This is a genomic window from Chromobacterium sp. Panama (assembly GCF_003052555.1).
GTDB lineage: Bacteria > Pseudomonadota > Gammaproteobacteria > Burkholderiales > Chromobacteriaceae > Chromobacterium.
Genome location: NZ_QARX01000001.1, coordinates 2981257 through 3007602, shown reverse-complemented (window position 1 = coordinate 3007602; position 26346 = coordinate 2981257). Strand labels below are relative to the sequence as shown.

The 26346-nt window shown below is 65.5% G+C and carries 24 protein-coding genes; 6 read left to right on the top strand and 18 right to left on the bottom strand.

Going from position 1 to position 26346, the window contains the following annotated elements; genetic code table 11:
* Positions 1 to 8: 8 nt before the first annotated feature.
* From DB032_RS13585 to DB032_RS13550, 8 genes are all read right to left on the bottom strand, one after another.
* Entirely contained in the window at positions 9 to 1967 is a 1959-nt protein-coding gene (locus DB032_RS13585) for an acetoacetate--CoA ligase (protein WP_107799960.1), read from the bottom strand.
* 53 nt (positions 1968 to 2020) lie between these two features.
* Entirely contained in the window at positions 2021 to 2932 is a 912-nt protein-coding gene (locus tag DB032_RS13580; RefSeq protein WP_107799959.1) for a hydroxymethylglutaryl-CoA lyase, read from the bottom strand.
* Between the two features lie 12 nt (positions 2933 to 2944).
* Positions 2945 to 3457 (bottom strand): GyrI-like domain-containing protein, encoded by a 513-nt coding sequence (locus tag DB032_RS13575; RefSeq protein WP_107799958.1) that lies wholly within the window; start codon positions 3455 to 3457, stop codon positions 2945 to 2947.
* A 5-nt stretch (positions 3458 to 3462) separates the two neighbouring features.
* Positions 3463 to 5430: an acetyl/propionyl/methylcrotonyl-CoA carboxylase subunit alpha gene (locus DB032_RS13570; protein ID WP_107799957.1), complete on the bottom strand. Its 1968-nt coding sequence runs from the start codon at positions 5428 to 5430 to the stop codon at positions 3463 to 3465.
* Positions 5431 to 5938: 508 nt separating this feature from the next.
* Positions 5939 to 6802: an enoyl-CoA hydratase/isomerase family protein gene (locus tag DB032_RS13565; RefSeq protein WP_107799956.1), complete on the bottom strand. Its 864-nt coding sequence runs from the start codon at positions 6800 to 6802 to the stop codon at positions 5939 to 5941.
* Positions 6803 to 6820: 18 nt separating this feature from the next.
* Positions 6821 to 8419 carry a carboxyl transferase domain-containing protein gene (locus DB032_RS13560; RefSeq protein WP_081547843.1) on the bottom strand — a complete coding sequence of 533 codons (1599 nt, stop codon included), beginning with the start codon at positions 8417 to 8419 and terminating at the stop codon, positions 6821 to 6823.
* A gap of 8 nt (positions 8420 to 8427) precedes the next feature.
* Positions 8428 to 8691, bottom strand: coding sequence for a hypothetical protein (locus tag DB032_RS13555; RefSeq protein ID WP_107799955.1), 264 nt, complete (start codon positions 8689 to 8691; stop codon positions 8428 to 8430).
* A gap of 183 nt (positions 8692 to 8874) precedes the next feature.
* Positions 8875 to 10044 carry an isovaleryl-CoA dehydrogenase gene (locus DB032_RS13550; protein ID WP_081547845.1) on the bottom strand — a complete coding sequence of 390 codons (1170 nt, stop codon included), beginning with the start codon at positions 10042 to 10044 and terminating at the stop codon, positions 8875 to 8877.
* 140 nt (positions 10045 to 10184) lie between these two features.
* Between DB032_RS13550 and DB032_RS13545 the strand changes: the two genes are divergently transcribed.
* Positions 10185 to 10634, top strand: coding sequence for a YaiI/YqxD family protein (locus DB032_RS13545; RefSeq protein WP_043593836.1), 450 nt, complete (start codon positions 10185 to 10187; stop codon positions 10632 to 10634).
* 145 nt (positions 10635 to 10779) lie between these two features.
* Here DB032_RS13545 and DB032_RS13540 read toward each other — a convergent pair whose 3' ends face one another.
* The 5 genes from DB032_RS13540 to DB032_RS13520 all read right to left on the bottom strand — a co-directional run bounded on the left by DB032_RS13540 (position 10780) and on the right by DB032_RS13520 (position 16756).
* Entirely contained in the window at positions 10780 to 11301 is a 522-nt protein-coding gene (locus DB032_RS13540) for a hypothetical protein (protein ID WP_107799954.1), read from the bottom strand.
* A gap of 834 nt (positions 11302 to 12135) precedes the next feature.
* The gene (locus tag DB032_RS13535; protein ID WP_107799953.1) at positions 12136 to 13350 is read right to left on the bottom strand and encodes an MFS transporter; all 1215 of its coding nucleotides are present in this window, start codon (positions 13348 to 13350) and stop codon (positions 12136 to 12138) included.
* A 396-nt stretch (positions 13351 to 13746) separates the two neighbouring features.
* Positions 13747 to 14475, bottom strand: a complete 729-nt coding sequence (locus tag DB032_RS13530) for a LytTR family DNA-binding domain-containing protein (RefSeq protein WP_048410449.1) — start codon at positions 14473 to 14475, stop codon at positions 13747 to 13749.
* Positions 14469 to 16139 carry a sensor histidine kinase gene (locus DB032_RS13525; RefSeq protein WP_199225893.1) on the bottom strand — a complete coding sequence of 557 codons (1671 nt, stop codon included), beginning with the start codon at positions 16137 to 16139 and terminating at the stop codon, positions 14469 to 14471. Before DB032_RS13525 ends, DB032_RS13530 begins: the two co-directional genes overlap by 7 nt.
* 104 nt (positions 16140 to 16243) lie before the next feature.
* Positions 16244 to 16756, bottom strand: a complete 513-nt coding sequence (locus DB032_RS13520) for a MarR family winged helix-turn-helix transcriptional regulator (RefSeq protein WP_107799951.1) — start codon at positions 16754 to 16756, stop codon at positions 16244 to 16246.
* A 129-nt stretch (positions 16757 to 16885) separates the two neighbouring features.
* Between DB032_RS13520 and DB032_RS13515 the strand changes: the two genes are divergently transcribed.
* Both DB032_RS13515 and DB032_RS13510 read left to right on the top strand, forming a co-directional pair.
* Entirely contained in the window at positions 16886 to 17788 is a 903-nt protein-coding gene (locus DB032_RS13515) for an EamA family transporter (protein WP_199226027.1), read from the top strand.
* Positions 17789 to 17833: 45 nt separating this feature from the next.
* Positions 17834 to 18451 (top strand): nitroreductase family protein, encoded by a 618-nt coding sequence (locus DB032_RS13510; RefSeq protein WP_107799949.1) that lies wholly within the window; start codon positions 17834 to 17836, stop codon positions 18449 to 18451.
* A 119-nt stretch (positions 18452 to 18570) separates the two neighbouring features.
* Here DB032_RS13510 and DB032_RS13505 read toward each other — a convergent pair whose 3' ends face one another.
* Positions 18571 to 18969: a MerR family DNA-binding transcriptional regulator gene (locus tag DB032_RS13505; protein WP_107799948.1), complete on the bottom strand. Its 399-nt coding sequence runs from the start codon at positions 18967 to 18969 to the stop codon at positions 18571 to 18573.
* 147 nt (positions 18970 to 19116) lie between these two features.
* Between DB032_RS13505 and DB032_RS13500 the strand changes: the two genes are divergently transcribed.
* Together DB032_RS13500 and DB032_RS24615 are read left to right on the top strand one after the other, a co-directional pair.
* On the top strand, positions 19117 to 20805 hold the full coding sequence (locus DB032_RS13500; RefSeq protein WP_107799947.1) for an AMP-binding protein: 1689 nt from the start codon (positions 19117 to 19119) through the stop codon (positions 20803 to 20805).
* A 93-nt stretch (positions 20806 to 20898) separates the two neighbouring features.
* Positions 20899 to 21570 carry a UPF0149 family protein gene (locus DB032_RS24615; protein WP_146176675.1) on the top strand — a complete coding sequence of 224 codons (672 nt, stop codon included), beginning with the start codon at positions 20899 to 20901 and terminating at the stop codon, positions 21568 to 21570.
* A gap of 89 nt (positions 21571 to 21659) precedes the next feature.
* Here the strand turns inward: DB032_RS24615 and DB032_RS13490 are convergent, their stop codons facing one another.
* The 4 genes from DB032_RS13490 to DB032_RS13475 all read right to left on the bottom strand — a co-directional run bounded on the left by DB032_RS13490 (position 21660) and on the right by DB032_RS13475 (position 25093).
* Positions 21660 to 22082, bottom strand: a complete 423-nt coding sequence (locus DB032_RS13490; RefSeq protein WP_146176674.1) for a hypothetical protein — start codon at positions 22080 to 22082, stop codon at positions 21660 to 21662.
* A gap of 433 nt (positions 22083 to 22515) precedes the next feature.
* Positions 22516 to 23616 (bottom strand): N-ethylmaleimide reductase, encoded by a 1101-nt coding sequence (gene nemA / locus DB032_RS13485; RefSeq protein ID WP_107799944.1) that lies wholly within the window; start codon positions 23614 to 23616, stop codon positions 22516 to 22518.
* Between the two features lie 48 nt (positions 23617 to 23664).
* Positions 23665 to 24405 (bottom strand): NADPH-dependent oxidoreductase, encoded by a 741-nt coding sequence (locus DB032_RS13480; RefSeq protein ID WP_107799943.1) that lies wholly within the window; start codon positions 24403 to 24405, stop codon positions 23665 to 23667.
* Positions 24406 to 24496: 91 nt separating this feature from the next.
* Positions 24497 to 25093, bottom strand: a complete 597-nt coding sequence (locus DB032_RS13475) for a TetR/AcrR family transcriptional regulator (protein ID WP_107799942.1) — start codon at positions 25091 to 25093, stop codon at positions 24497 to 24499.
* A 369-nt stretch (positions 25094 to 25462) separates the two neighbouring features.
* Between DB032_RS13475 and DB032_RS13470 the strand changes: the two genes are divergently transcribed.
* Positions 25463 to 26305 carry a ChaN family lipoprotein gene (locus DB032_RS13470; RefSeq protein WP_107799941.1) on the top strand — a complete coding sequence of 281 codons (843 nt, stop codon included), beginning with the start codon at positions 25463 to 25465 and terminating at the stop codon, positions 26303 to 26305.
* Positions 26306 to 26346 lie beyond the last annotated feature (41 nt).

The following is a 26346-nucleotide window of genomic DNA, read 5'->3' as shown; positions in this document are numbered from 1 at the left end:
GCGTGGGCTCAGCTTTGCAGTTCGTCCAGGTTCTCGAACAGCTTCAGCGCTTCCGGATTGGCCAGCGCGGTGAGGTTGCTGACCGGCTGGCCGTGGATCACGTTCTTCACCGCCAGCTCGACGATCTTGCCGCTGATGGTCTTGGGGATGTCGGCGACGGCGATGATCTTGGCCGGCACGTGGCGGGGGCTGGCGCCGGTCTTGATCTGCGCCTTGATCCGCTGCTGCAGGTCTTCGTCCAGCCGCGCGCCGGCGCGCAGGCGCACGAACAGCAGCACGCGCTCGTCGTCCTGCCACTGCTGGCCGACGGCGATGCTTTCCAGCACCTCGTCGAAAGCCTCCACCTGGCGATAGATCTCCGCGGTGCCGATGCGCACGCCGCCGGGATTGAGCACCGCGTCGGAACGGCCGTAGATGATCATGCCGTCGTGGGCGGTGAGTTCGGCGTAGTCGCCGTGGCACCAGATATTGTCGAAACGGCCGAAATAGGCCTGGCGGTATTTGCCGCCGTCGGGATCGTTCCAGAAGCCCACCGGCATCGACGGGAAGGGGCGGGTGCACACCAGCTCGCCTTTTTCGCCGCGCACCGGCCGGCCGTACTCGTTGTAGATGTCCACCGCCATGCCCAGGCCGCGGCATTGCAGCTCGCCGCGGTAGACCGGCAGGCTGGCGCAACCCAGCGCGAAGCAGGACACGATGTCGGTGCCGCCGGACACCGAGGCCAGATTGATGTCGGTCTTGATGTTGGCGTACACCCAGTCAAAGCTTTCCGCCACCAGCGGCGAACCGGTGGAGAACACCGCGCGCAGCGAATCCAGCTTCCATTCCCGGACCGGCGCGATGCCGCTCTTGCGCAGGCCGTCTATGTATTTGGCCGAGGTGCCGAAGTGAGTGAAGCGCTGCCGCTCGGCGTAGTCCCACAGCGTGCGGCCTTCGCCGACAAAGGGCGAGCCGTCGAACAGCATCAGCGCCGCGCCGGAAGCCAGGCCGGACACCAGCCAGTTCCACATCATCCAGCCGCAGGTGGTGAAGTAGAACAGGCGGTCGCCGTGATGGACGTCGCCGTGCAGCTGCTGTTCCTTCAGATGCTGCAGCAAGGTGCCGCCGGCGCCGTGGACGATGCACTTGGGCTTGCCGGTGGTGCCGCTGGAATACAGGATGAACAGCGGGTGCCGGAAGGGCAGCCGTTCAAAGCTCAGCGCTTGCGCTTGATACGCGGCGGTGAAGTCCGTCAGGGTGATGGCCTTGGGCACGTTTTCCGCGAACACGCCGGTTTCGCCCAGATAGGGCACCACGATGATTTGCCGCACCGAGGGCAGCGCCTCGGCCAGCGCCGCCATCTTGGCGCGGATGTCCACCGCCTTGCCGGCGTACCAATAACCGTCCGGGCAGAACAGCAGCTTGGGCTCGGTCTGGCCGAAGCGCTCCACCGCGCCGTCCGCGCCGAAGTCCGGCGAACAGCTGGTCCACACCGCGCCCAGGCTGTTGGCGGCCAGCATCGCGGCGATGGTTTCCGGCATATTGGGCATGAAGCCCGCCACGCGGTCGCCGGACTGGATGCCGGCGCCGCGCATCGCTTGTTGCAGCAGCGACACCTGGGCGCGCAGCTCGCGCCAGCTCCAGCGCCGCTGCAGCTTGTCCTCGCCCCAGAACACCAGCGCGTCGCCGTCGTCGTCGCGGCGCAGCAGGTTTTCGGCATAGCTCAGCCGCGCCTCCGGGAAGAAGCGGGCGGTCAGCATATTGTCGCCGTCGCTCAGCGCGGTGGCGCCCTTGTCGCCGATCACGCCGCAGTAATCCCAGACCAAGGACCAGAAGCGCGCCGGATCGGCCACGCTGGCGCGCCACAGTTCGGCGTAGCCGTTCAGTTTGCGGTCGTAGGACAGTTCGGCCAGCTTGGCGAAGGCGGTCAGGTGAGCGCCGGCCAGGCGGCCGGCGGAGGGGGTCCAGATGGGCGTGTCGGGGGTCATGCTTTCTCCTGATATTTTCTCCGCGCGCCGGCCCATGGACGGGCGGCGGCTTGTTATTGCTCCGGCCTGGCGCGGCGCTTGTCGCCGACGGCGTGCGCCAGCTTGGAGGCCGGCAGCTTGCCCAGCGCGCCGGCGATGAACCAGGCCGTGTCCACCAGCGCGGCCAGGTCGACGCCGGTGTCGAAGCCTTCGCCCTGCAGCAGATAGACCACGTCCTCGGTGGCGACGTTGCCGGAAGCTCCCTGAGCATAAGGGCAGCCGCCCAGACCGGCAACCGAAGAATCGAATGTCATCATTCCCGCGCGCAAACACGCATGAATATTGCTGATGGCCATGCCGTAAGTGTCGTGAAAGTGGCCGGCCAGCTTCGACATTGGCACAGTCTTGCTCACCGCTTCCAGCATCGCCAGCACGCTGGACGGCGTGCCCACGCCTATGGTGTCGCCCAGAGAAATCTCGTAGCAGCCCATGTCCAGCAGCCGCGCGGCCACCTCCGCCACCTTGGCCGGCGCGATGCGGCCCTCGTAGGGACAGCCCGCCACGCAGGACACATAGCCGCGCACCGGCACGCCGGCCGCCTGCGCGCGCGCCATCACCGGCGCGAAGCGCTGCAGGCTTTCGGCGATGCTGGCGTTGATATTGCGTTGGCTGAAGCTTTCGCTGGCGGCGCCGAACACGGCGATTTCGCGCGCGCCGGCCGCCAGCGCCGCGTCCAGTCCCTGCTCATTGGGCACCAGCACCGGGTGGGACACCGGCCCGGCCAGGTCCAGGCCGGCCAGCACCTCGGCGCTGCCGGCCATCTGCGGCACCCATTTGGGCGAGACAAAGGCGCCGGCTTCTATGGTGCGCAGGCCGCTGGCGGCCAGGCGGCGGATCAGCTCCAGCTTGACGGCGGTGCTCACCGGCTGTTTTTCGTTTTGCAGCCCGTCGCGCGGACCCACTTCCACTATCTTCACTTGCGGCACTTCGGCTCTCCGTTAGCGGCGGCGCGGCTGCACCGGGATGTAAATGTCCATCTGGCGTTGCGGCAGCCCCGGCGCGCAGCGGCCGTCGTAACGCTCGAAGGAGCCCAGCGGCGCTTGCTCCCATTGCTTGGAGGCCGGCAGCCAGTCCTGCATGATGTAGCGCCAGGCCGCCTGGATCGCCTGGCCGAACTCGGCGTCGCTGCCGGCCGGCTGGGTGGTGAACACCGCGCACTTGGCCGGCGGCGTGCTGAGCCGCGCGCAGCCGGGCGGCAGCGGCAAGGGCTGCGCGCACTCCATCCCTATCATATAGCCGAAGCGGCCGCTGCCCGGGTCGAAGTCGTGGATCAGCCCGTATTCCGCGGCGTCGGCGCGGCCCAGCGCCGCCAGCAGCGGCTGGCGCAGCGTGGCCGCGTATTCGCCCCAGAATTCGGGAATCTGGCGCAGATTGTCGCCGTTCTCCATCTGGGTGGCGATGCTGTAGCCGGCCAGATTCAGGCCGGGATGATTGATGATGATGGGGTCCATAGGTGTCACTCCGCTTCGAAGTCGACCAACTCGTCGCCGTCGTTGACCTGCTCGCCGGTGCCGAAATAGAAAGCCTTGACCACGCCGTCCGCCGGCGCGGGGATGGTGTGCTCCATCTTCATCGCCTCCAGGATCAGCAGCGGGTCGCCCTTGTTGAGTTTGACGCCGGTGGCGGCCAGCAGGGCGACGATGCGGCCCGGCATCGGCGCTTTCAAATGGGTTTCGCCGTGAACCTCCTCGGCGGCCACCGCCAGCGGGTCCAGCCACTGCGCTTCCAGCCGCTGGCCGGCGGCGAACAGCACTCGTTGCGGGCCGCTGCGGGCGACGACGGCTTCCCGTTGTTGATCGCCCAGCCGCGCGCGCAGCGTTCCGCCGTCCAGGCGGCCGCTGGCGGAGAACAGCCTGCCAGCGGCGGTGATCTCGCAGCCGTCGCCCAGATGGCGCAGCGTCACCGGATAGTCATGCCCGGCGATGTGGAACACGAGCTTGCGGCTGAGCGCGCCGTTGAGCCGCCAGCCGGCGGCCACCGGGAAGCCGCCGGGCGCGGCCAGCGCCTCGGCCAGCGCCAGCAGCGCCAATTGCTCCGCGTCCGGCGCGGCGGGCGGCGGCAGCAGCGCGTCGTGGTGACGGGCGATCAGGCCGGTGTCCACCTGGCCGCCGGCGAAGCTGGCGTGCTGCACGATGCGGCGCAGGAAGGGGATGTTGGTGGTGACGCCGGCCACCTGGTAATCAGCCAGCGCCGCGTCCAGCCGTTGCAGCGCCTGGCGGCGGTCCTCGCCCCAGACAATCAGCTTGGCGATCATCGGGTCGTAGAACGGCGAGATGCTGTCGCCGGCGACGACGCCGGTATCGATGCGCACGACGGCGGATTCCGCCGGCGCGCGCAGGTGGTAGAGGGTGCCGGTGGCGGGCAGGAAGCCCTTGTCCGGGTCTTCGGCGTAGATGCGCGCCTCGATGGCGTGGCCGCTGATGCTGAGCTGCTCCTGGGACAGCGGCAGCGGCTGGCCGCTGGCGACGGCCAATTGCCAGGCCACCAGATCCTGGCCGGTGATCATCTCGGTGACCGGGTGCTCCACTTGCAGCCGGGTGTTCATTTCCATGAAGAAGAAGCGGCCGGGGCGGCCGTCGGCCAGCACTTCCATGATGAATTCCACGGTGCCGGCGCCGACATAGCCCACCGCGCGCGCGGCGGCGCAGGCGGCCGCGCCCATCGCTTCGCGGGTGGCCGGCGGCAAGTCCGGCGCCGGCGCTTCCTCCAGCACTTTCTGGTGGCGGCGCTGCACTGAGCAATCGCGCTCGAACAGATACACGCATTGGCCGTGACTGTCAGCGAACACCTGGATTTCCACATGGCGCGAGCGCGGCAGGTATTTCTCCACCAGCACCTTGTCGTCGCCGAAGCTGGCGCGCGCCTCGCGCTGGCAGGAGGCCAGCGCCGCTTCGAAGTCCGCGGAAGCTTCCACGATGCGCATGCCCTTGCCGCCGCCGCCGGCGCTGGCCTTGATCAGCACCGGGTAGCCGATGGCGTCCGCCTGGCCGCGCAGGAAGTCCGGCTCCTGGCGCTCGCCGTGATAGCCGGGCACCAGCGGCACCCGGGCTTGCTCCATCAGCGCCTTGGCCGCGGATTTGCTGCCCATCGCGGCGATGGCGGAGGCGGGCGGGCCGATGAAGGCGATGCCGGCGGCCTCGCAGGCGGCGGCGAAGTCCTCGTTCTCGGACAAAAAGCCGTAGCCGGGATGGATGGCTTGCGCGCCGCTGCGGCGGGCGATGTCCAGGATCAAGTCCCCGCGCAGATAGGAATCCGCCGCCGGGGCCGGGCCCAGCCGGTAGGCCTCGTCGGCCAGCTTGACGAAGCGGGCGTCGGCGTCGGCGTCGGAATGGACGGCGACGGTGGCGACGCCGAGCGCGCGCGCGGTCTTGATCACCCTGCAGGCGATTTCACCGCGGTTGGCGATGAGTATTTTATTGAACATGGTGCTCTTTCATGGTCGGCCCCTCTCCCCCAGCCCCTCTCCCGCGAGGGGAGAGGGGAGTGATCAAGCGTTGTTGCCGTTTCAATAGCCGAATCTCGTTCGGTCAAAGTCACTTGTCGACGTCGCCACCCAAAGCCCCTCTCCCGCGAGGGGAGAGGGGAGTGATCGAGCGTTGTTGCCGTTTCAACAGTCGAGTCTTGTTTTGGTCAAAGTCACTTGTCGACGTCGCCACCCAAAGCCTCTCTCCCGCGAAGTGGGGTGAGGAGTGATCAAGCGTTGTTGCCGTTTCAACCACCGAATCTTGTTTGGTCAAAGTCACTCGTCGACGTCGTCACCCAAAGCCTCTCTCCCGTGAGGGGGAGTGATCAAGCGTTGTTGCCGTTTCAACCGCCGAATCTCGTTTGGTCAAAGTCACTCGTCAACGTCGCCATCCAAAGCTCCTCTCCCGTGAGGGAGGCGAGATCAAGCGTTGTTACCGTTTCAACCGCCGAATCTCGTTTGGTCAAAGTCACTTGTCGACGTCGCCACTCAAAGCCCCTCTCCCCTTGTGGGAGAGGGGTTGGGGAGAGGGGGCGTCCAGGCCTGCTTCCAGCCAGTTCGGCGCGCGTTTTTCGAAGAAGGCGGCCAGGCCCTCGCGCGCCTCGGCGCCGGCGCGCACGCTGGCGATCTGGCCGGCGGTGTCCTCCAGCAATTGATCGTCCCAGGGCGAGCCCTCGCGCAGCATGGCCAGCAAGTCCTTGGCCGAGGACAGCGCCTGCGGCGCGCCCTGAGCCATCGCCTCGGCGATGTCGGCCACGCGCGCGTCCAGCGCCTCGGCCGGCACCAGCTCGTGCACCAGGCCGATGCGCAGCGCGGTGGCGGCGTCGATGCGCTCGGCGGACAGGAAATAACGCCGCGCCTGACGCCAGCCTATCGCGTCGGCCACATAAGGACCGATGGTGGCCGGCACCAGGCCCAGCCTCACCTCGGTCAGGCCGAACTTGGCGGCCTCGGTGGCGATGGCCACATCGCAGACCGCCGCCAGGCCGGTGCCGCCGGCCAGCGCCGCGCCGTGGATGCGGGCGATCACCGGCTTCTTGCTGCGGTAGATGCTCTTGAGCATGGCCGCCAGCCGCTGCGCGTCGGCCAGGTTCTGCTCCTCGCCGTAGCCGGCGGCGCGGCGCATCCAGTCCAGGTCCGCGCCGGCGGAAAAGCTCTTGCCGCGGCCGGCCAGCACGATGGCGCGGCAGTCCGCCTGCAATTGCAAATGGGTGAAGGCGGCGGTCAGCTCGGCGATCAGGGTTTCGTTCATCGCATTGTGAACGTCCGGCCGGTTCATCCAGATCGTCGCGGTCTTGCCGCTGTGTTCGATTTCAAGCGTGGTGTAGCTCATCGGTATCGCCTTTCGCCGTCACATCCGGAACACGCCGAAGCGGGTGCTTTCCACTGGCGCGGACAAGGCCGCCTCCAGCGCCAGGCTCAGCACCTCGCGGGTTTGCGCCGGGTCTATCACCCCATCGTCCCACAAGCGCGCGCTGGCGTAATAGGGGTGGCCCTGACGTTCGTACTGCTCGCGCACCGGCGCTTTCAGCGCCTCTTCCTGCTCGGCGCCGAAGGCGTCGCCCAGCTGTTCCTTCTTCACCTGGGCCAGCACGCCGGCCGCCTGTTCGCCGCCCATCACCGAGATGCGGCTATTCGGCCACATCCACAGGAAGCGCGGCGAATAAGCGCGGCCGCACATGCCGTAATTGCCGGCGCCGAAGCTGCCGCCTATCAGCACGGTGAACTTGGGCACGCGGGCGCAGGCCACGGCGGTGACCAGCTTGGCGCCGTCCTTGGCGATGCCGCCGTTCTCGTACTTCTTGCCCACCATGAAGCCGGTGATGTTCTGCAGGAACAGCAGCGGAATGCCGCGCTGGCAGCACAGCTCGACGAAGTGCGCGCCCTTGAGCGCGGACTCGGAGAACAGGATGCCATTGTTGGCGATGACGCCGACGCGGTAGCCGTTCAGCCGGGCGAAGCCGGTGACCAGGGTGGCGCCGTAGTTCTGCTTGAACTCGTCGAACTCGGAGTCGTCCACCAGCCGGGCGATGATCTCGCGCACATCGAAGGGCTTTTTCGGGTCCGCCGGGATCACGCCGTAGATTTCCTCTGCCGCGTAGCGCGGCGGGCGCGGCTCGGCGCGGTCCAGCTCGCCCTGCTTGCGCCAGTTGAGGCCGGACACGATGCGGCGGGCGATGGACAGCGCGTGGGCGTCGTTCTGCGCCAGGTGGTCGGCCACGCCGGACACGCGGGCGTGCACATCGCCGCCGCCCAGCTCCTCCGCCGTCACCACCTCGCCGGTGGCCGCCTTCACCAGCGGCGGGCCGCCCAGGAAGATGGTGCCTTGCTCCTTGACGATGACGGTTTCGTCCGACATCGCCGGCACATACGCGCCGCCGGCGGTGCAGCTGCCCATCACCACCGCGATCTGCGGAATGCCGGCGGCGGACAGATTGGCCTGGTTGTAGAAGATGCGGCCGAAATGCTCGCGGTCCGGGAACACCTCGTCCTGTAAGGGCAGGAAGGCGCCGCCGGAATCCACCAGATAGACGCAGGGCAGGCGGTTGTCGCGCGCAATCTCCTGAGCCCGCAGATGCTTCTTCACCGTCATCGGGTAATAAGTGCCGCCCTTGACCGTGGCGTCGTTGGCGATGATCAGGCAATCCACGCCGGCGACGCGGCCGATGCCGCTGATCAGGCCGGCGCCGGGCGCGTCGTCGTCGTACATGCCGAAGGCGGCCAGCTGGGACAGCTCCAGAAAGGGCGCGCCGGGGTCCAGCAGCAGATCAATGCGCTCGCGCGGCAGCAGCTTGCCGCGGGCGGCGTGCTTGGCGCGCGCCTTGTCGCCGCCGCCCAGCGCGGCCTTGGCCACCTTGTCGCGCAGATCGGCCACCAGCGCGCGCATCTTGTCGGCGTTGGCCTGGAAATCCGCCGCGCGCGGCGAGAGTTTGGATTCGAGGATGGGCATGGCTATCTCTATTCTTCTTTATCCAAGGATTGACCAATAGCAGCAGCGTCTAGCGATGTGAATTCTTCAATGTCAAAAATGCAGTGAAGAAAGTTTGGGGCGCCTGATTCGGTGGACAGGGCTTGGATGGAACGATCTTCCAATGTCGCAATGACTTGCTTGCCGGTTTGCCGTTGAAAGCTGGTGCCTGAAGACAGGATGGCCAAGCCGTCGCGCTCAACCTCATCGGCCAGTGCTTGAATATCAAAAGGCGCTGTATGTACTTGCTTCATTTGGTCAATTCCATGTTTCTACAGGCAACTGAGCTCGGCCGCAGATGGGGTCAGTCCTTGCCAAGCGGAAGCGTATGGCGGCATGGCTGGATACATCGCCCGAGACCAGGCGCGCCGCCGCAGATAGCACATACGGTCCGGCCAGGCGGCGCAACGCGGCATCAGGCACTGTATCCGCCGCGATTACCGGGTTTCCGCCATCAGCTCGCGGCCTATCAGCCAGCGGCGGATTTCGCTGGTGCCGGCGCCGATCTCGTACAGCTTGGCGTCGCGCAGCAGGCGGCCAGTCGCGTATTCATTGATATAGCCGTTGCCGCCCAGGCACTGGATGGCGTCCAGCGCCATCTGAGTGGCGCCCTCCGCCGCGTACAGGATGGCGCCGGCGGCGTCCTTGCGGGTCTGGCGGCCGGTTTCGCCGCGGTCCAGCGCCTGGCCCACCGCGTAGACATAGGCGCGGCTGGCGGACAGCTTGACGTACATATCCGCCAGCTTGCCTTGCATCAGCTGGAAATCGCCGATGGCCTGGCCAAACTGCTTGCGGTCGTTCAGGTAAGGCACGGTGATGTCCATGCAGGCCTGCATGATGCCCAGCGGGCCGGCGGCCAGCACCGCGCGCTCATAGTCCAGGCCGCTCATCAGCACCTTGACGCCGTTGCCTTCGCCGCCCAGCACATTGGCGTCCGGCACGAAACAGTTGTCGAAGAACATGGGGTAGGTGTTGGAGCCGCGCATGCCCAGCTTGTCCAGCTTGCTGCCGTGGCTGAAGCCGGCAAAGCCGCGCTCCACGATGAAGGCGGTGATGCCCTTGGCACCGGCGCTGACGTCGGTCTTGGCGTAGACCACCATCACGTCCGCGTCGCCGCCGTTGGTGATCCACATCTTGCTGCCGTTGAGCAGGTAGCCGCCGTCGGCCTTGTCGGCCTTCAGCTTCATGCTGACCACGTCGGAGCCGGCGTTGGGCTCGGACATCGCCAGCGCGCCGACATGCTCGCCGGACACCAGCTTGGGCAGCAGCCGGCGTTTTTGCTCGTCGTTGCCGTTCTTGTGGATCTGGTTGACGCAGAGATTGGAGTGCGCGCCGTAGGACAGGCCCACCGAGGCGGAGGCGCGGCTGATTTCCTCCATGGCTATCATATGAGCCAGATAGCCCATCTGGGTGCCGCCGTACTGCTCGTCCACCGTCATGCCCAGCAGGCCCAGATCGCCGAACTTGCGCCACAGATCGGCCGGGAACAGATTGTCGCGGTCGATGTCGGCGGCGCGCGGGGCGATTTCGCTTTGGGCGAAGTCGCGCGCGGTTTCGCGCAACATATCGTAGGTATCGCCAAAGGCGAAGCGCAGGCTGCTGTACATGGTTTCTCTCCTCTGATGGGCGCGCGTGATTCGCGTGATATGCTCTATCATTACTTACGTTTACGTAAGCGTCAACATGGCAACGACGGAAACCAGCGCGAAACCGTTATCATGGCCGGGTTTGCATGCAGAGAACAGACATGACGATATGGGTGGACGCGGACGCCTGTCCCAAGGTGATCCGCGAAACATTGTGCCGGGCGGCGCAGCGCACCGGCGTGGAGCTGGTGTTCGTCGCCAATCAGCTATTGACGGTGCCGAAAGCGCCCAACATCCGCGCCTTGCAAGTGCCGAAAGGCTTTGACGTGGCGGACAACGAGATTGTCCGCCGCATCGCGGCGAACGATCTCTTGATCACCGGCGACATCCCCTTGGCGTCCGAGGCCTTGGGCAAGGGCGCGCAGGCGCTGAACTGGCGCGGCGATGTGTATTCGCCGGACACCATCGCCGCGCAGCTGACGATGCGGGATTTCATGGACACGCTGCGCGCCAGCGGCGTGCAGACCGAAGGCCCGCCGCCTTTGAGCCAGGCGGACCGTCAGGCTTTCGCCCGGCAGTTGGATATCTGGTTGGCGAAGCGGCGGGGCTGAGGTTGTAGTGGTTATGGAGGAGAGGGGAGCCGCGTGGGTATCGCTGCGCTCCACCCACCTTACCCATGACGAGCCACTGCGCGTAGGGTGGGAGGAGCCGTAGGCGATACCCACCAGCCGCTCCCGTTTCCAGCGCCAATAGGCCTTAGCCCTTCTTCTTTCTACGCGGTTTCCGCTGCAAGGTGTTCAATTCGTCCAGGCTGAGATGGAAGCGTTGCACCGCCTCCACATGCTTAGGCAGGTCAAGCTGTTGCACTCCCAAGTTCAGCAGTATCTCCAGATAGTTGAAGAAGCTCTTGCACATGCTGCGGCGGTGGCCGCGCTCGCTGAAATCCATGTCGTTAGTGATGCGGAACAGCAGTCCGCGCCCGGAGTGTTGGCGGTTGAGCTTCAGCAACTGCGCCAGATGGGCGGCGTACTGGCGACCCAAGGCGCAGGCTTCGAACTCATCCTTGGCCTCGGCCGGCTGCCAGTAATGCGGATAGGTGCGGCCTTTGATGCGGCGGATGAAGGGCAGGCTGAGGTCTTTGGCGTGGGGGCCGGCAAACCGGTAACGGGAACGCGGGCCTAGCGACGGGAGTGGAGAGGCGTCCTGATGGACGTCTTGGGTTTCCGTAGCGGACGAAATGAGTTCGATGCCTAGCACCGGACGGACTGGCTTTACCATTTGCAACCTCCTGAGCAGAAGGGCCCGACCGCAAGGCGGCAGGGCGGGCACATGACAAGAGTTAGCCTACCGGTGAATCACTGCGAAAGCCGGCGCGCCCGCGAGGGCGCCACTTGCCACGGCCCGCCCGAATAGGCAAAGCAATGGCAGCGGATACGCTGTGGAAACAGCGCATCCGCGGCAGTGATTCGTATTCGGGAGGCTAATCCCGAGCGCCGCGATTGCTGCGGCGCGGGGGCTATTGTTGGGGAGGAACGGGAGGGCGTCAAGCCGGCGAAGTCTAGCAAAGAAAAGGACCGCCGAAATCAAGCTCTGCGCAGCCTAATGCCGAATGGGCAAGCTCTACCTTTTGTAAGCTCTTGAGCAGAAGGGCCATGCCGTAAGGCGGCAGGGCGGGCACATGACAAGAGTTAGTCTACCGGTGAGCTACTGCGAAAGCCGGCGCGCCCGCGAGGGCGCCACTTGCCACGGCCCGTCCGCATAGGCAAAGCAATGGCAACAGATGCGCTGTGGAAACAGCGCATCTGTTGCAGTGATTCGTATTGGGGAGACTAAACCCGAGCGCCGCGATTACTGCGGCGCGGGGGCTATTGTTTGGGGAGGCGCGGGAGGGCGTCAAGCCGGCAGGGTCCGGTAAGGTGGATCGCCACCATCATCTTGCGTGGCGCAGTGGGGTTCCGCGTGGGTATCGCTACGCTCCTCCCACCCTACGCGCGGCCGCTCGTCATGGGTAGGGTGGGTGGAGCCGCAGGCGATACCCACCAGCGACAGCCATCAAGCTCCCCAAACAGCAACGCCCCCAAAGCGGGGGCGTTGCGGCGAGTGGCGTGGGAATCAGGCCTTGCCCAGGTGCGGCTCGGCTTCGAACTCCGCTTCCTTGCTGCTGCCCGGCTGACGTATGGTCAGCGAGAACAGCAGCGCGACGATCAACAGCGCCAGGATCAGGTGGAAGGTGGCCAGGAAGCCGCCGAACAGCGAGGCGACGATGGAGCCGACGATGCTGCCGATGCCGAAGCCCAGATAGATCACGCCGTAGTTCTTGGTCAAATTATTGAGGCCGAAGAAATCGCTGACCAGCGACGGGTAGACGGTGATGGTGCCGCCGAAGCTGAAGGCGACGCAGGCGATGGCCAGGAAGAACAGGGTGGCGTTCAGGGGTACGAACAGCAGGGTCAGCATGCCGGCCAGCGCGGAGACTTGGGCGATGGTGATCACCCGGATGCGCGGCATCTTGTCGGAGAGAATGCCCAGCACCAGGCGGCCGGACAGATTGGCCACCGCGATCACCGCCACGGCGTTGGCGGCGGTCAGCGCCGGCAGGTGCACATAGCTTTCGCCGATGTCCTTGGCCACGCCGATCACGTACAGGCCGCTCATGCACACGGTCAGGAACATCAGCGCCAGCATCCAGTACTGCGGTTGGCGCATCGCCTCGGCCAGGGTGTAGTCATGGCTGGCGTTCTGCTGCGCGGCGGCTTGTTGCTGCGGCGCGTCGCGCATCAGCAGGCTGCCGGCCACCACCATGGCCATGGCGATCAGGCCCCACAGCTCAAAGGTGGTTTCCAGGCTGAAGCGGGCCAGCAGCGCCAGATTGATGTATTTGAAGCCCAGGCTGCCCAGGCCGTAAGCGCCGATGGCGCAGGCGGACACCAGGCCCTTGCGTTCCGGGAACCATTTGACGCAGTTGGACAGCGTCAGCAGGTAGCCGGCGCCGTCGGCCAGGCCCACCAGCACGCCGGCGCACAGATAGAGCATGACCAGATTATTGGCTTGGGCGGTGAGGAAGAAGCCCAGGCCCAGCATCAGGCCGGCGCCCAGGGTGACGCGCTGCACGCCGAAGCGTTCTTGCAGTTTGCCGGCCAGGGAGGAGGCCACCGCCAGCGCCAGGCTGAGCAGGCCGAAGGCGAAAGCCACCTGGCTGACCGGCTCGGACAGCTTGGCGGAGAGTTGGGCGTTGAACAGGCTCCAGGTGTAGACGGAGCCTAGCGCGAATTGGGTGAGGACGGTGCCGGCCAGGGTACGGTAGCGGATGGTGTTTGAGGCGTTCATGGCGCTGCTCGCTTAAAGTCATTACTGTTGGTGTGACTATAAGCCTGTGCTTATGTAGGGGGCGCGGCGGCGGCATGAGATGCAGGCGGCGCGGAATGAAGTGCAGGCGGCGGCGAACCAGTTGCAGGCCCTGAAAATGGCGCGCATGAGTGGATGGCATTTCCATTGCCAAGCCGGCTTGCCAATGGAATGTCTGGCCTTAGAGCCTGTTCAAAATCTCGCGAGCCAGCGCGAGACAAGGCGAAAACGGCTGAGAAAGCGGAGTGTACATAGGGTACATGAGCATTTCGAAGCCGGTTTCAACGCCGTATCGCCGCAGCGCAGCAGATTATGAACAGGTTCTTATTCAGGAGCCGGCTGGCAGTCGGTTTGATGCGCCGCGCGAGCGACCAACGCTCAAAGATGCATCAACTGCCGGAAGGCTTTGATATTGCTGCGGCTGACCGGAATCTCGGCTTTCAGGTCGTACAGCTTGATGATGTAGGTGCTGTTGAGCCAGGGCGCGATTTCGCGGATTTTGTGGATGTTGACGCAGTAGGAGCGGTGGCAGCGGAAGAAGCTGTCGGCCGGCAGGCGGGCGACGAATTCGCTGATGCTCATCGACATCACGTAGCGGTCGTGCGCGGTGTAGACCAGGGTGACTTTCTCGTCGGCCTCGGCGTAGTAGATCTGCTCGCAGGGGGTGACGATGATGCTGTCACCCTTGACCAGGTTGACGGTGCGGCTGGCGGCCGGGGCTTCGGCCGGCGCGGCAGCGGCCGGCGGCGTCTGCGCTTCCAGCTTGGCCAGCAGATTGATGATGCGGGCCTCGTTGTAAGGCTTCAGGATGTAGTCGAAGGCCTCCACCTCAAACGCTTCCACCGCGAACTCCTTGTAAGCGGTGACGAAGACGATGCGCGGCGGCCGCGACGATTTGTGCAGGTTCTTGGCCAGCAGCAGGCCGTCAATGGATGGGATGTTGATGTCCAGGAACACCACGTCCACTTCGTGTTCCTGCAGGAATTTGAACGCTTCCAGCCCGTCTTCCACGCTGGCGACGATGTCGATGCGGCTGTGCTCGCGGATCAAATAGGCCAGCTCTTCGCGCGCCAGGTATTCATCTTCCACGATCAGGGCTTTCAGCATGTCGGCTCCTCGGCGGCGGGCAGGTCGAAACAAACGGCGGTGCCGGGCTCCAGCCGGGTCAGCCGCAAGCCCTCGCCGTATAGCAGCTTGAGCCGCTGGTTGACGTTGCTCAGGCCGATGCTGCGGCTGGACAGCGTGCCGGCGGCCACGCCGTCCAGCACTTCCTGGCTGACGCCGTAGCCGGTGTCGCGCACGCAGACGTGGACCTTGGCGCCGTCGCGCTTGACCGCGATGCTGACCCGTCCCGGCTCCTTGCGCGGCTGGATGCCGTGCAGGATGGCGTTTTCCACCAGCGGCTGCAACAGCAGGCTGGGGATGCGCACGTGCACGTCGTCGATGTCGAAGTCCACCGTCAGCTTGGCGCCGAAGCGCGCCTGTTCTATCGCCACGTAGTCGCGCACTTGCTGCAGTTCTTCCTGGATGTCGATCAGCCGGTCGCCCAGCGACAGGTTGTAGCGCAGGTAGTCCGCCAGGTTGGCGATCAGCTGGCGCGCCTGCTGTGGCTGGATGCGGATCAGCGAGGAGATGGCGTTCAGGGCGTTGAACAGGAAGTGCGGGTTGATCTTGCTTTGCAGCGCGCTGAATTCCGCCTTGCGCGCCATTTCTTCCAGCTGTTTGACCCGCGACACTTCCATCTGGGTGGAAATCAGTTGGGACAGGCCCACCGCCACTTCGCGCAGCGGCGTGCTGATGCCGTGGCTCTTGCGGTAGAAGATTTTCAGGGTGCCGCTGACGCCGGCTTTTTCGCGCAGCGGGATGATGATGACGGAGTGGAAGTCCGCCAGGTGGTATTGCTGCAGATTGTTCTCGATGATGATCTGGTCGCCGGCGATGGCCTGGCGGGTGATGGCGCCGATGGCGGAGTGCTCGTCCATCTCGTAGTAGTCCTTGCCCAGGCCGACATAGGCCAGCACGTCCGAGGTGTTGGTGATGGCCACCGCGTCGGCGTCCAGCTGGTCCCGGATCACGGTGCAGACCTGGACCATGGCGTCGCGGTCCAGGTTCTGGAAATAGGGCAGGGTGCGGTTGGCGATGGTCAGCGCCAGCTTGGCCTGGCGCGCGGCCAGCAGTTCTTTTTCGTCGTTCAGGTCTTGCACCAGCTTGATGATCAGGCCGACGCAGACGGTGCCGACAATCATCGGGAAGGCGATGTGGCTGACGATGGGCACGCCCACCGCCGGCTCGGTCAAGAGCAGGATCAGGCCCATGGTCAGCCCCTCGCACAGCATGCCGGCCAGGATGCCGTACAGCCACAGCCGCCCCCGGTCGGCGCGGCAGTGTATCCAGGTGGCCAACAGGCCGGCGCAGACGCTGGAGATCAGGCAGGGCAGCGAGGTGTAGCCGTTGATGTCGATCAGGTAGCGGTGCAGGCCGGAGACGATGCCGGCCGGTATCCCCACCCAGGGGCCGAACAGGATGCCGCCGGACAGGATGGCGATGATGCGCACATTGACCAGAGAGCCGTCCACCGGAATGCCGGTATAGGTGCTGAACACGGCGAACAGGCAGAACAGCAGCGACACCGCCGCCAGTTCGGCCGGGCTGTGGTCCTGTTTGCGCAGCAGGTGTTGAAACGGGCGGGTGCGGGTGAGGAAGAACAGCGCCATCAACATCAGCGCCGCCCGTTCGAACACCGCCAGCAGCATGGCTTGGTTTTCTATCATGGCGTCGGGAGTGGGGCGGCCGCGCCCGCTGGGGCCGGCCTCAAGCCCTGATTTTAAGCCATGCGGCGGGCTTTGGCCGCAGGCGGGCGCAGATTAGGCGGGCGTCATGCCGCAGGAGGCTCCAAGGCCGCCAGCAACTCCACCAGCTTGCGGTCCAGCGCGTCCTGGCTGCGCTGGTTGAGGCCGGACAGGATGGCGTGCTCATTGGCCACGTGGGCGGTGACGGCGCGGTCTATCAGTTCCAGCCCGCTCTCGGTCAAGCGCACCAGGGTGCTGCGCGCGTCCTCGGCGCAGGCGGCGCGTTCGATCCAGCCCTTGCTTTCCAGCACTTTCAGCCGGTGGGTCATGGTGCCGGAGCTGATCATCAGCGAGGAGAACAGCGCGGTGGGCGCCAGGCTGTGCGGCGCGCCGGCGCGTCTGAGCGTGGCCAGCACGTCGAACTCCCAGCCGCTGAGCCCGAATTGCTCGAAAGTGGCGTCCAGCCTGTGCTGCAGCAGCATGGAGCAGCGGCGCAGCCGGCCGATCAGGCCCATCGGCGCCACGTCCAGGTCCGGCCGTTCCCGGTGCCATTGCGCCAGGATGGCGTCCACGGCGTCGCCGGCGTTCTGTTGCGTCATGCGCATTCCTTTATCTTGAATTCAAGATTTTATTTGTCTTGAATTCAAGGCAATGTTATCTTGAATTCAAGTCAGTTTTCGATGCGATTATAAGCGATTGCGAAAGGAATGCCCATGTCTGCGCGCCTGATGGCCTCCCGTTGGAGCGATGTGTTGTTGACCGCGCTGGCTCCGGCGATCTGGGGCTCCACCTATATCGTCACCACCCAGCTGCTGCCGCCGGACCGGCCGTTCACCGCCGCCTTGCTGCGGGTGTTGCCGGCCGGCTTGTTGTTGATCCTGGCCAGCCGCCACTTGCCGCGGCGCGGCGAGTGGGGCCGGCTGCTGGTCTTGTCCGCCTTGAATATCGGCGTGTTCCAGGCGCTGTTGTTCGTGGCCGCCTATCGCTTGCCGGGCGGCCTGGCCGCGGTGCTGGGCGCCACCCAGCCGCTGCTGGTGATGGGCCTGGCCTGGGGGCTGGACGGCCGCCGCCCGGCGCGGACGGCGGCCTGGGCCGGCATCGCCGGGGTGGCGGGCATGGCGGCCTTGCTGTTGTCGCCGGGCGCGGTCTGGGACGGCGTCGGCATGTTGGCGGCGCTGGGCGGCGCGGTGGCGATGGCCAGCGGCACTTATCTGACCCGGCGCTGGCGGCCGAGCGCGCCGCTCGCCGCCTTGACCGGCTGGCAACTGGCCCTGGGCGGGCTGATGCTGGCGCCGCTGACCTGGGCGCTGGACCCGGCCTTGCCGACGCTGGGCGCGACGCAGTGGCTGGGTTACGGCTATCTCTGCCTGTTCGGCGCCTTGCTGGCCTATTTATTGTGGTTTCGCGGGCTGGCGCGGCTGTCGCCGGTGGCGGTGTCCTCGCTGGGCCTGCTCAGCCCGCTGACGGCGGTGCTGTTGGGCTGGCTGTTGCTGGGGCAGGCCTTGGGGCCGCTGCAGCTGGCGGGCCTGGCCACGGTGCTGGCCAGCGTGCTTGCGGTGCAGCGCAGCATGGCCGCGCCGCCGCCGGCGGACAAGCAGATCATGGCCGGCGCGGCGCGCGCGCGGTCTTGAGCAGTAATGGAATCAATCAGCAGCAATCAAATAAGGAGTCTGTTCATGAAGAGCGCTTTGCAAACCTTGTTGGACCAGCGCGTGTCGGCCAATCACTTCGATCCGTCCCATGTGTTGGCGGACGCGGAGATCGAGCAGTTGCTGAACGCCGCCACCCGCGCGCCGTCGGCCTACCATTTGCAGAACTGGAAGTTCGTCGCGGTGCGCAGCGCCGAGGCCAAGCGCCGTTTGCAGGCGGCCAGCTACGGCCAGCAAAAAGTGGCGGACGCGGCGGTGACCTTCATCTGCTGCGGCACGCTGAACGCGCATCGCGGGCTGGAGGCGTCGCTGCGGCCGGCGGTGGACGCGGGCATTCTGCCACCGGAGGTCGGCGACAGCTGGCAGCGCGCGGCGGAGAACGCCCACCGGGACGACGCGCGCGCGCAGCGCGACGAGGCGATCCGTTCCGCCTCATTGGCGACGATGGTCTTGCTGCTGGCGGCGGAGGAACGCGGCCTGGCCAGTTGCGCGATGGGCGGTTTCGACGCGGCCGCGGTGGCGCGGGAGTTTGGTCTGGGCGCGGACGAGTTGCCGGTGATGCTGGTGACGGTGGGGCGGGCGGCGGCCGGCAATTGGCCGCAGAAGCCGCGTCGGCCGGTGGCCGAGGTGATGGTGTGGGCTTGATGGCCTGCTTGATCGTGAACTGATTTTGAGAGCCAGCTCAATGTCCGCGTGGTACATGAGCATTTTGAGCTCGGTTTCAACGCCGTATCGCCGACGCGCAGCAGATCGTAAACAGGTTCTCAGGCGCTGCGAGCGGCCGGCGGCTGCGCCAGCACCGTGCGGCAGTGGCTTTCCAGGCGGGTGATTTCTTCCAGTACGGCGTCGATGTCTCGGCGCTGTTCTTCCAGCAGGCGGCGGCGTTCCAGCACCAGGTCCAGCAGTTTTTGCGACTGGCTGGCTTCGTCGTGGGCCTGCTCGTACAGGTCCAGGATTTCGCGGATGTCGGACAAGGACAGGCCGATGCGCTTGCCGCGCAGGATCAGCTTGAGCCGGGCGCGGTCGCGGCGGTTGAACACCCGCTGGCGGCCGTCGCGCTGCGGTTCTATCAGGCCCTGTTCCTCGTAGAAGCGGATGGTGCGCAGGGTGACGTCGAAGTCGCGCGCCAGGTCGGAGATGCTGAAGAATTCGGGTTCGGTCATGGTGTGTTCCAAGGCAAGCGGCGATTGTAGCTTTTTTTTAACGCGTTCTCAGCCCTAGCATGATTTACGTTTACGTAATCGTCAACTTGTGGGATGAATGAAAAAAACAAAAGCGATGCGTATCGTCCACCAGGAGAGAGAGATTCGATGACCTTGCCCAGCTATGTCCACGGCGCCAGCCCGCAAGCCTTGATCGGCCAGACCATAGGCCAGTTGTTCGACCAGACCTGCCGCGAGCACGGCCGCCGCGAAGCGCTGGTGGTGCGCCATCAGCAGATACGCTGGAGTTACGAGGAATTGCGCGAGCAGGTGGACCGGCTGGCCTGCGGCCTGATCCGGCTGGGACTCAAGCCCGGCGACCGCATCGGCATCTGGTCGCAGAACAACGCGGAATGGGTGTTGACTCAGTTCGCCACCGCCAAGGCCGGCCTGATCATGGTCAACATCAATCCGGCCTATCGCCGCTCCGAGCTGGAATACGCGCTGAGCAAGGTGGGCTGCCGCGCATTGATCCTGTCGCCCAGCTTCAAGAGCAGCGACTACCTGGCGATGGCGGCGGATCTGCTGCCGGAGCTGGCCGCCAGCGAGCCGGGCCGGCTCAAGTCCGCCGCCATGCCGCAGCTGGAAATCGTCATCCGTCTGGGGCGGCAGCGCACGCCGGGCATGTTTAATTTCGCCGATCTGATGGCCGCGCCGTCGGCCGAGGAGAAAGCCGGGTTGCAGCGCTTGGGCGAGACGCTGCAGTTTGACGACGTGATCAATATCCAGTTCACCTCCGGCACCACCGGCAGCCCCAAGGGCGCCACCCTGACCCATCACAACATCCTGAACAACGCTTACTTCGCCGGCGCGGCGATGGCCTTCGGCCCGGACGACCGGCTGTGCATCCCGGTGCCGCTTTATCATTGCTTCGGCATGGTGCTGGGCACCTTGCTGTGCCTGAGCCACGGCGCGGCCATGGTGTTTCCGGCGGAGAGCTTCGACGCGCAGGAGGTATTGCGCACGGTGCAGGAGGAGGGCTGCACCGGCCTGCACGGGGTGCCGACGATGTTCATCTCGGTGCTGGATCGGCCGGACTTCTCCGATTACGACGTGTCCACGCTGCGCACCGGCATCATGGCCGGCAGCCCGTGTCCGATCGAGGTGATGAAGCGGGTGACCAGCCAGCTCAATATGAGCCAGGTGACCATAGGCTACGGCATGACCGAGACCAGCCCGCTGAGCTTCCAGAGCGCCACCGACACGCCGTTGGACAAGCGCGTGGCCACGGTGGGGCGCATCCATCCGCATGTGGAGGTGAAGATCGTGGACGTGGAAGGCCGCATCACGCCGCGCGGTCAGAGCGGCGAGTTGTGCACGCGCGGTTATTCGGTGATGCCCGGCTATTGGGGCGACCCGGCCAAGACCGCGGAGGCGATAGACGCCGCCGGCTGGATGCGCACCGGCGATCTGGCGGAGATGGACGCGGACGGCTACGTCAACATCGTCGGCCGGGTCAAGGACATGGTGATCCGCGGCGGCGAGAACATCTATCCGCGCGAGGTGGAGGAGTTTCTCTACCGCCATCCCAAGATTCAGGACGTGCAGGTGATCGGGGTGCCGGACGAGCGCTTCGGCGAGGAGTTGTGCGCGTGGATCCGGCTGCGCGACGGCGAAAGCGCCGACGCCGACGATATCCGTGCTTTTTGCCAGGGGCAGATCGCGCATTACAAGATTCCGCGTTACATCGAATTCGTCGATAGTTTCCCGATGACCATCACCGGCAAGATTCAGAAATTCGTCATGCGGGAGAAGATGAAGGAGAAGTTGGGTCTGGCGGACGGCAAAACCGCCTGACCCGTCTCAAACAATGGGAGCAAAAGCCCCGGCTTGCCGGGGCTTTTTGGCTTACAATGCCGCCAGACTGATCTTTAAGCTGAGGAATCCATCATGACTACCGTATTCAACGACGCCGATCTGCTGCGTCTGGAAAACCTGCTGACCCCCTTGTCCGCCAGCGGCAGCACCATGCGCCCGGACGAAGTGCAGGGCTTTTTCGCCGCGCTGGCGTGCGGTCCGGACGCGGTGGACGCCGATTTCTGGCTGGAAGAAGTGCTGGGCGACGCGCCGGCCTTTGAAAACGCGGACGACGCGGCGGAACTGAAAACCCTGCTGCAGAAGCTGTACGACGCCACCGCCGCCGCGCTGGCGGCCGGCGACGAGCTGGATCTGATCCTGTACGCGGAAGACGACAGCGACAGCGACGAGCCGGACTACTGGCCGTGGGCCAACGCCTTCCTCTACGCGCTGGACGTGGTGGACACCGATTGGTTCGAAGTGGCCGACGAGGACGAGGGCTTTGAAAGCCTGATGATGCCGATGCTGGTGTTGGGCGGCGCTTTCGAGCAGGAAGACGGCGAAGACCTGCTGACCTTCAGCGACGAAGAAGTGGAAGGCTACAAGGAAGAAATGCTGGAAGCGCTGGCCGCGGTCCACACCTACTGGCGCGCCAAGGAACAGGCGCCCAGCACCGTGCGCCGCGAAGGCGACAAAGTGGGTCGCAACGACGTCTGCCCGTGCGGCAGCGGCAAGAAGTACAAGGCCTGCTGCGGCCGCAACTGATTGTCCCGCGCGTTGCGCCGGGCGTTAAAAAAAGGAAGCCGGGAGGCTTCCTTTTTTCATGCCGGCGCGCTTGGCGCTTGCTGAAATTGTTAAGTACCGGCCGCGGCGGCGGGCTTTAGCGCGCGTTCCGCGGCCTCCCGGGCGTTGAGCCGGTCGATGTAATCGAATACGTCCAGCAGCGAGGTGGTCAGCGCCAGCACTTGCTCAAGCAGGCTGAAGAAGCCTTCCCAATAGCCTTTGGCGGCGCTGTCGTCGCTAAAGTCTATGTCCGCGGCGATTTGGGCGAGCAGGTTTCGCAGCCCGTCGTCGGGATTGTCCTGCAGATACTTGATGAAATGTCCTGCGAATTCGCGGCCCAGCAAATGCGCGGCGTGTTGGTCGTCTATGGGCGGAACTTGCCAGCAATGAACGCCGCGCCGGTTGGACGCGTTGGCTGCAAACGGCAATTCCGCGCGGGACGTCGGGTCCGGGTCTGGACGGTAATGGCGGCGGGATGGGGTTTTGATCGACATGATCACCTCCGTGTAGCGGTTTTTCATTGCCACCCCCACGGCCAAGCGGAGGTGGCAGACCGAACAGGGTTGGCCGACCGGACTACACGACTCCGGCACACCCGCTAAGGTGTCCCCACCCGGCCCGCCATTGTGAGCGCGCACGAGTGCAGCGATCCAAACGCAAAGCTCAAGCGCTTGTTCGCAGTGTAGTTCGCCGGACGGCCAAGTCCGGTGCCGCGAGGAACGGCACGGCAGCGATTGTGCACAGTTGCCCGCTGCCCGGTCAAGGCGCAGGCCGGGCGTTAAAAGCCCGTCAATGCTCGCTTACGCGGCCGGTATCGGCCGCGGGCGGAAAATAGCCGGCCGGCAAGCCCGGATGGGTGCGGCCATGAAAAAGCGGCGCGCTCCCTTGGGGGGAGGCGCGCCGCGTGCCTGGCGGTGAGCGGCAGGCTTAGCCGTTCAGCGCCGGGTAGTCGGTGTAACCGCGCGCGTCGCCGCCGTAGAAGGTGGCCAGGTCCGGCGGGTTCAGCGGCGCGCCGCTTTGCAGGCGCTCGGCCAGGTCCGGGTTGGCGATATAGCTGCGGCCGAAGGCGGCGGCGTCGATATAGCCTTGGCGGATCAGGGTTTCCGCCTTTTCCGCGGTGTAGGCGCCGGCGCCTATGATCACGCCCGGATAACGCTGGCGCAGCGCCTGGCGGAAGCCCTCGTCCAGCACCGGGCCGCCGGCCCAGTCCGGTTCCGAGATGTGCAGGAAGGCCAGTTTGCGCTTGGCCAGTTCCTCGGCCAGATAGAGCGCCATCTCCAGCTGATCGGTATTGCTGATGCCGTTGAAAACGCCCAGCGGCGAGATGCGGATGCCCACGTGCTCGGCGTCCCATTCCGACACCACCGCGTCCACCACCTCCAGCAGGAAGCGCGCGCGATTGGCCACGCTGCCGCCGTATTCGTCGGTGCGGACATTGGCTTGCGGCGACAGGAACTGGTCCAGCAGATAGCCGTGGGCGCCGTGGATTTCCACCAGGTCGAAGCCGGCGCGGCGCGCGTTGTCGGTGGCGCGGCGATAGTCTTCCAGGATGTCGGCCAGCTCGGACACTTCCAGCGCGCGCGGGGTGTCGCACTGCTCGCGCACCAGGCTGCCGTCCGCGGCGCGGATATTGGTGCGGCTGTCGGCCTGGATCGCCGACGGCGCCACCGGCGCTTCGCCGTCCGGTTGCAAGGAGCGGTGGGAAATGCGGCCGGTGTGCCACAGTTGCAGCGCGGTCAGGCCGCCCTTGGCGTGCACCGCGGCGTTGACCTTGGTCCAGGCCGCCACTTGCGCTTCGCTGTAGATGCCCGGCGCGCCGGCGTAGCCCTTGGCGGTGGGGGAGATGTGGGTGCCTTCCGCCACGATCAGGCCGGCGCCGGCGCGCTGGGCGTAATAGGTTTCCGCCAGCGCGGTGGGCACGTCGCCCGGCTCGGTGTTGCGCAGCCGGGTCAGCGGCGCCATCGCCACGCGGTTTTTCAGGGTCACGGCGCCTACGCGCAGCGGGGTGAACAGTTTGTCGGCTTGCATTGCGATGTCCTTGGCTCTATTTAAGCGGGGAAAAGTGGGCGGGCGCGATCACAGATCGAAACCGAAACCCTGTTTGCGCGCCACCGGCGCGACCTGCGGGAAATACACGTTGCGGTAATACTGCGCGGTGTTGGCGGACCAGGGCTGGCCGTCGGCGCGCTGAATGCTCTTCCAGTAATCCATGATGGACGCGTCGTACTGCGCGATCATAGCCGGCAGTTCCGCCGCCTGGTAGCGTTCGCGGTGCACAAAGCTGGCGCGCGGCAGCCGCGGCTTGACCGCGCTGTCCTGATCGGCGTAGCCCAGCACCACGCCCACCAGCGGGAAGGTCAGTTCCGGCAGCTCCAGCAGTTCCACCATGGCTTGCGGGTCGCGGCGGATGCCGCCGATGGGCACCACGCTCAGGCCGGCGGAACGGGCCGCGGTCATGAGGTTGCCCAGGGCGATGCCGGCGTCCACCGCGCCGACGGCGAAGGCTTCCACGCTGTTGTGGATCACTTGCTCGGCGCCGGCTTTTTCCACGCCGATCCGGGTTTTGTAGAAGTCGGGAACAATGGCGACGAAGACCGGCGCCTGGGCGATCCACGGTTGGCCGCCGGCGATTTCGGCGATTTTTTGGCGACGCTCCGCGTCCTGCACCACCACCAGCGACACCTGCTGGCCGTTGATGGAGGTGGGGCCTTTCCAGGCGGCGTCCAGCACCGCGTCCAGCACCTCGGCGGGAATGGGTTTGTCCTGGTAGCTGCGCACGCTGCGGTGCTCTTGCATTAGTTCCAGTGTCGAGTTCATGCTTGGGACTCCTTCAAGTAGACCAGTCGTCTAGTTTTAATGTCAAAATAACCCGCTCCGGGGAGCGGGGGAGGGCGCGGCCTCGCCTTGGTTAGGGCGCGCGCAGAATTTGTTGCGTGTGCGCCATCGCCGCCAACAGCGGCGCGCGCGAATGTTGAGTCTTGAACAGCAGCGCGCTGCCCACCCACAGGCTGTACAGCGCGCTGGCGGTCTCGTCCGGCAGCAGGTCCGCGTCCAGCGAGCCTTCCTGCTGGCCGCGGCGGATGCAGGCGGCCAGATTGCGCACCACGAAACCCATGCCTTCCGCCAGCGCCTCGCGCATCGGCTCGGACAGGTCGGAGACCTCGGCGGCCAGCTTCACCGCCAGGCAACAGCGCTGCGGCTGATCGCAACGGTGGGTTTCCAGCCAGCCGTCGAAATAATGCAGCAGGCAATCGCGAGCGCTGCCGGCGTCCTTGGACAGAAAGCTCACCAGTCTGCCGTCGTATTTCTCAAAATAACGACGCAGCAGTTCCACGCCATAGCCTTCCTTGCTGCGGAAGTAATGGTAGAACGAACCCTTGGGCACCCCGGCCGCGCCGAGGATTTCCGCCAGGCCCACGGCGGAGAAGCTCTTGCCGAGGATGATGGCTTCGCCGGTGGCCAGCAGGTGTTCGCGAGTGTCTGAAAACTGGTTGGGACGTGACATGGGCTGAAGTCTACTAGACCGGTCGTCTAGTTTCAAGAAATTTTTCAATCCTTGGGAGAGGCGCGCGCTGGCGACAAGGGCGAGGCCGGCGAATCAGGCGGGCTTGGCATGCTTTTAGCATGGTAAATATTGATAATAAGAATCAATTGCAACTACAATGCCGGGTTTTACGCTAAGCGCCTGTTCATGATCCCGCGAGTAAGAGCGAGACAAGGCGAAAACGAGCGAAAAGACAAGGCGAAAACGAGCGAAAAGCGGAAGGTACGCGTGGCATATGAGTATTTTGAGCGGGTGCTCACCGTGCAACGCTGCACGAAGCGCAGCAGATTTTTGAACAGGTTCTAAGCCGACGATGCGAGAGGAAACCCTATGAAGTCAATCTGGAAGCTGCTGGCCATCGTCCTGCTGAGCGGCTGCGCGGCCCTGTCTCAGGAGGCCGAACCGGCCGGGGACCCGCCCGGCCGCATTGTGGACCTGCGCAGCGGCGAAGTTTTGCAGCCGGCACAATTGTTGCAGCGGCTGGCCCCGGCGCCGCGGCTGCTGGTGGGGGAAAAGCACGACAACCGCGAGCACCACCGCATCGAACGCTGGCTGGCGACGGAACTGGCGGCGCAGCGGCCGCAGGGCAGCGTGCTGCTGGAAATGCTGACCCCGTCGCAGCAGGCCAAGGTGGAACAGGCGCAGGCCCGGCTGCGCGCCGGCCAGCCGCTGTCCGGCGCCGCGCTCGCCCAGGCGGTGGATTGGCTGCCGGGCTGGCCGTGGCCCTTGTACGGCAAACTGGCCGAGCATGTGATGCGCGCGCCTTATCCGGTGCTGGCGGCCAATCTGGACAGGAACGAGATGCAGGCGGTATACCGCAGCCAGGTGCAATTGCCGGGCCAGGCCTCCACGCGGCCTGAGGTGCGCGCCAAGCTGAGCGAACTGATCCGCGAGGAGCACGGCGGGGAGGTCAAGGCCGAGCACCTGGCCTCGATGCTGGCGGTGCAGCAGGCGCGGGACCGGCGCATGGCCGAGCGGCTGCTGGCCGCGCCGGCGCCGGCGCTGTTGATCGCCGGCGCTTATCACGCCGCCGCCGACATCGGCGTGCCGCTGCATGTGCGCGATTTGCAGCCGCAAACGCCGTTGCGGGTGCTGATCCTGGCGGAAGAGGGCATGAAGTTGGACGCGCGCCAGGGCGATTACGCCTGGTTCACGGCGCCGGCCCGGCCTTGAGCGCGGTTGCGCTGCGCTTATATATTGATAATGATTCTCAT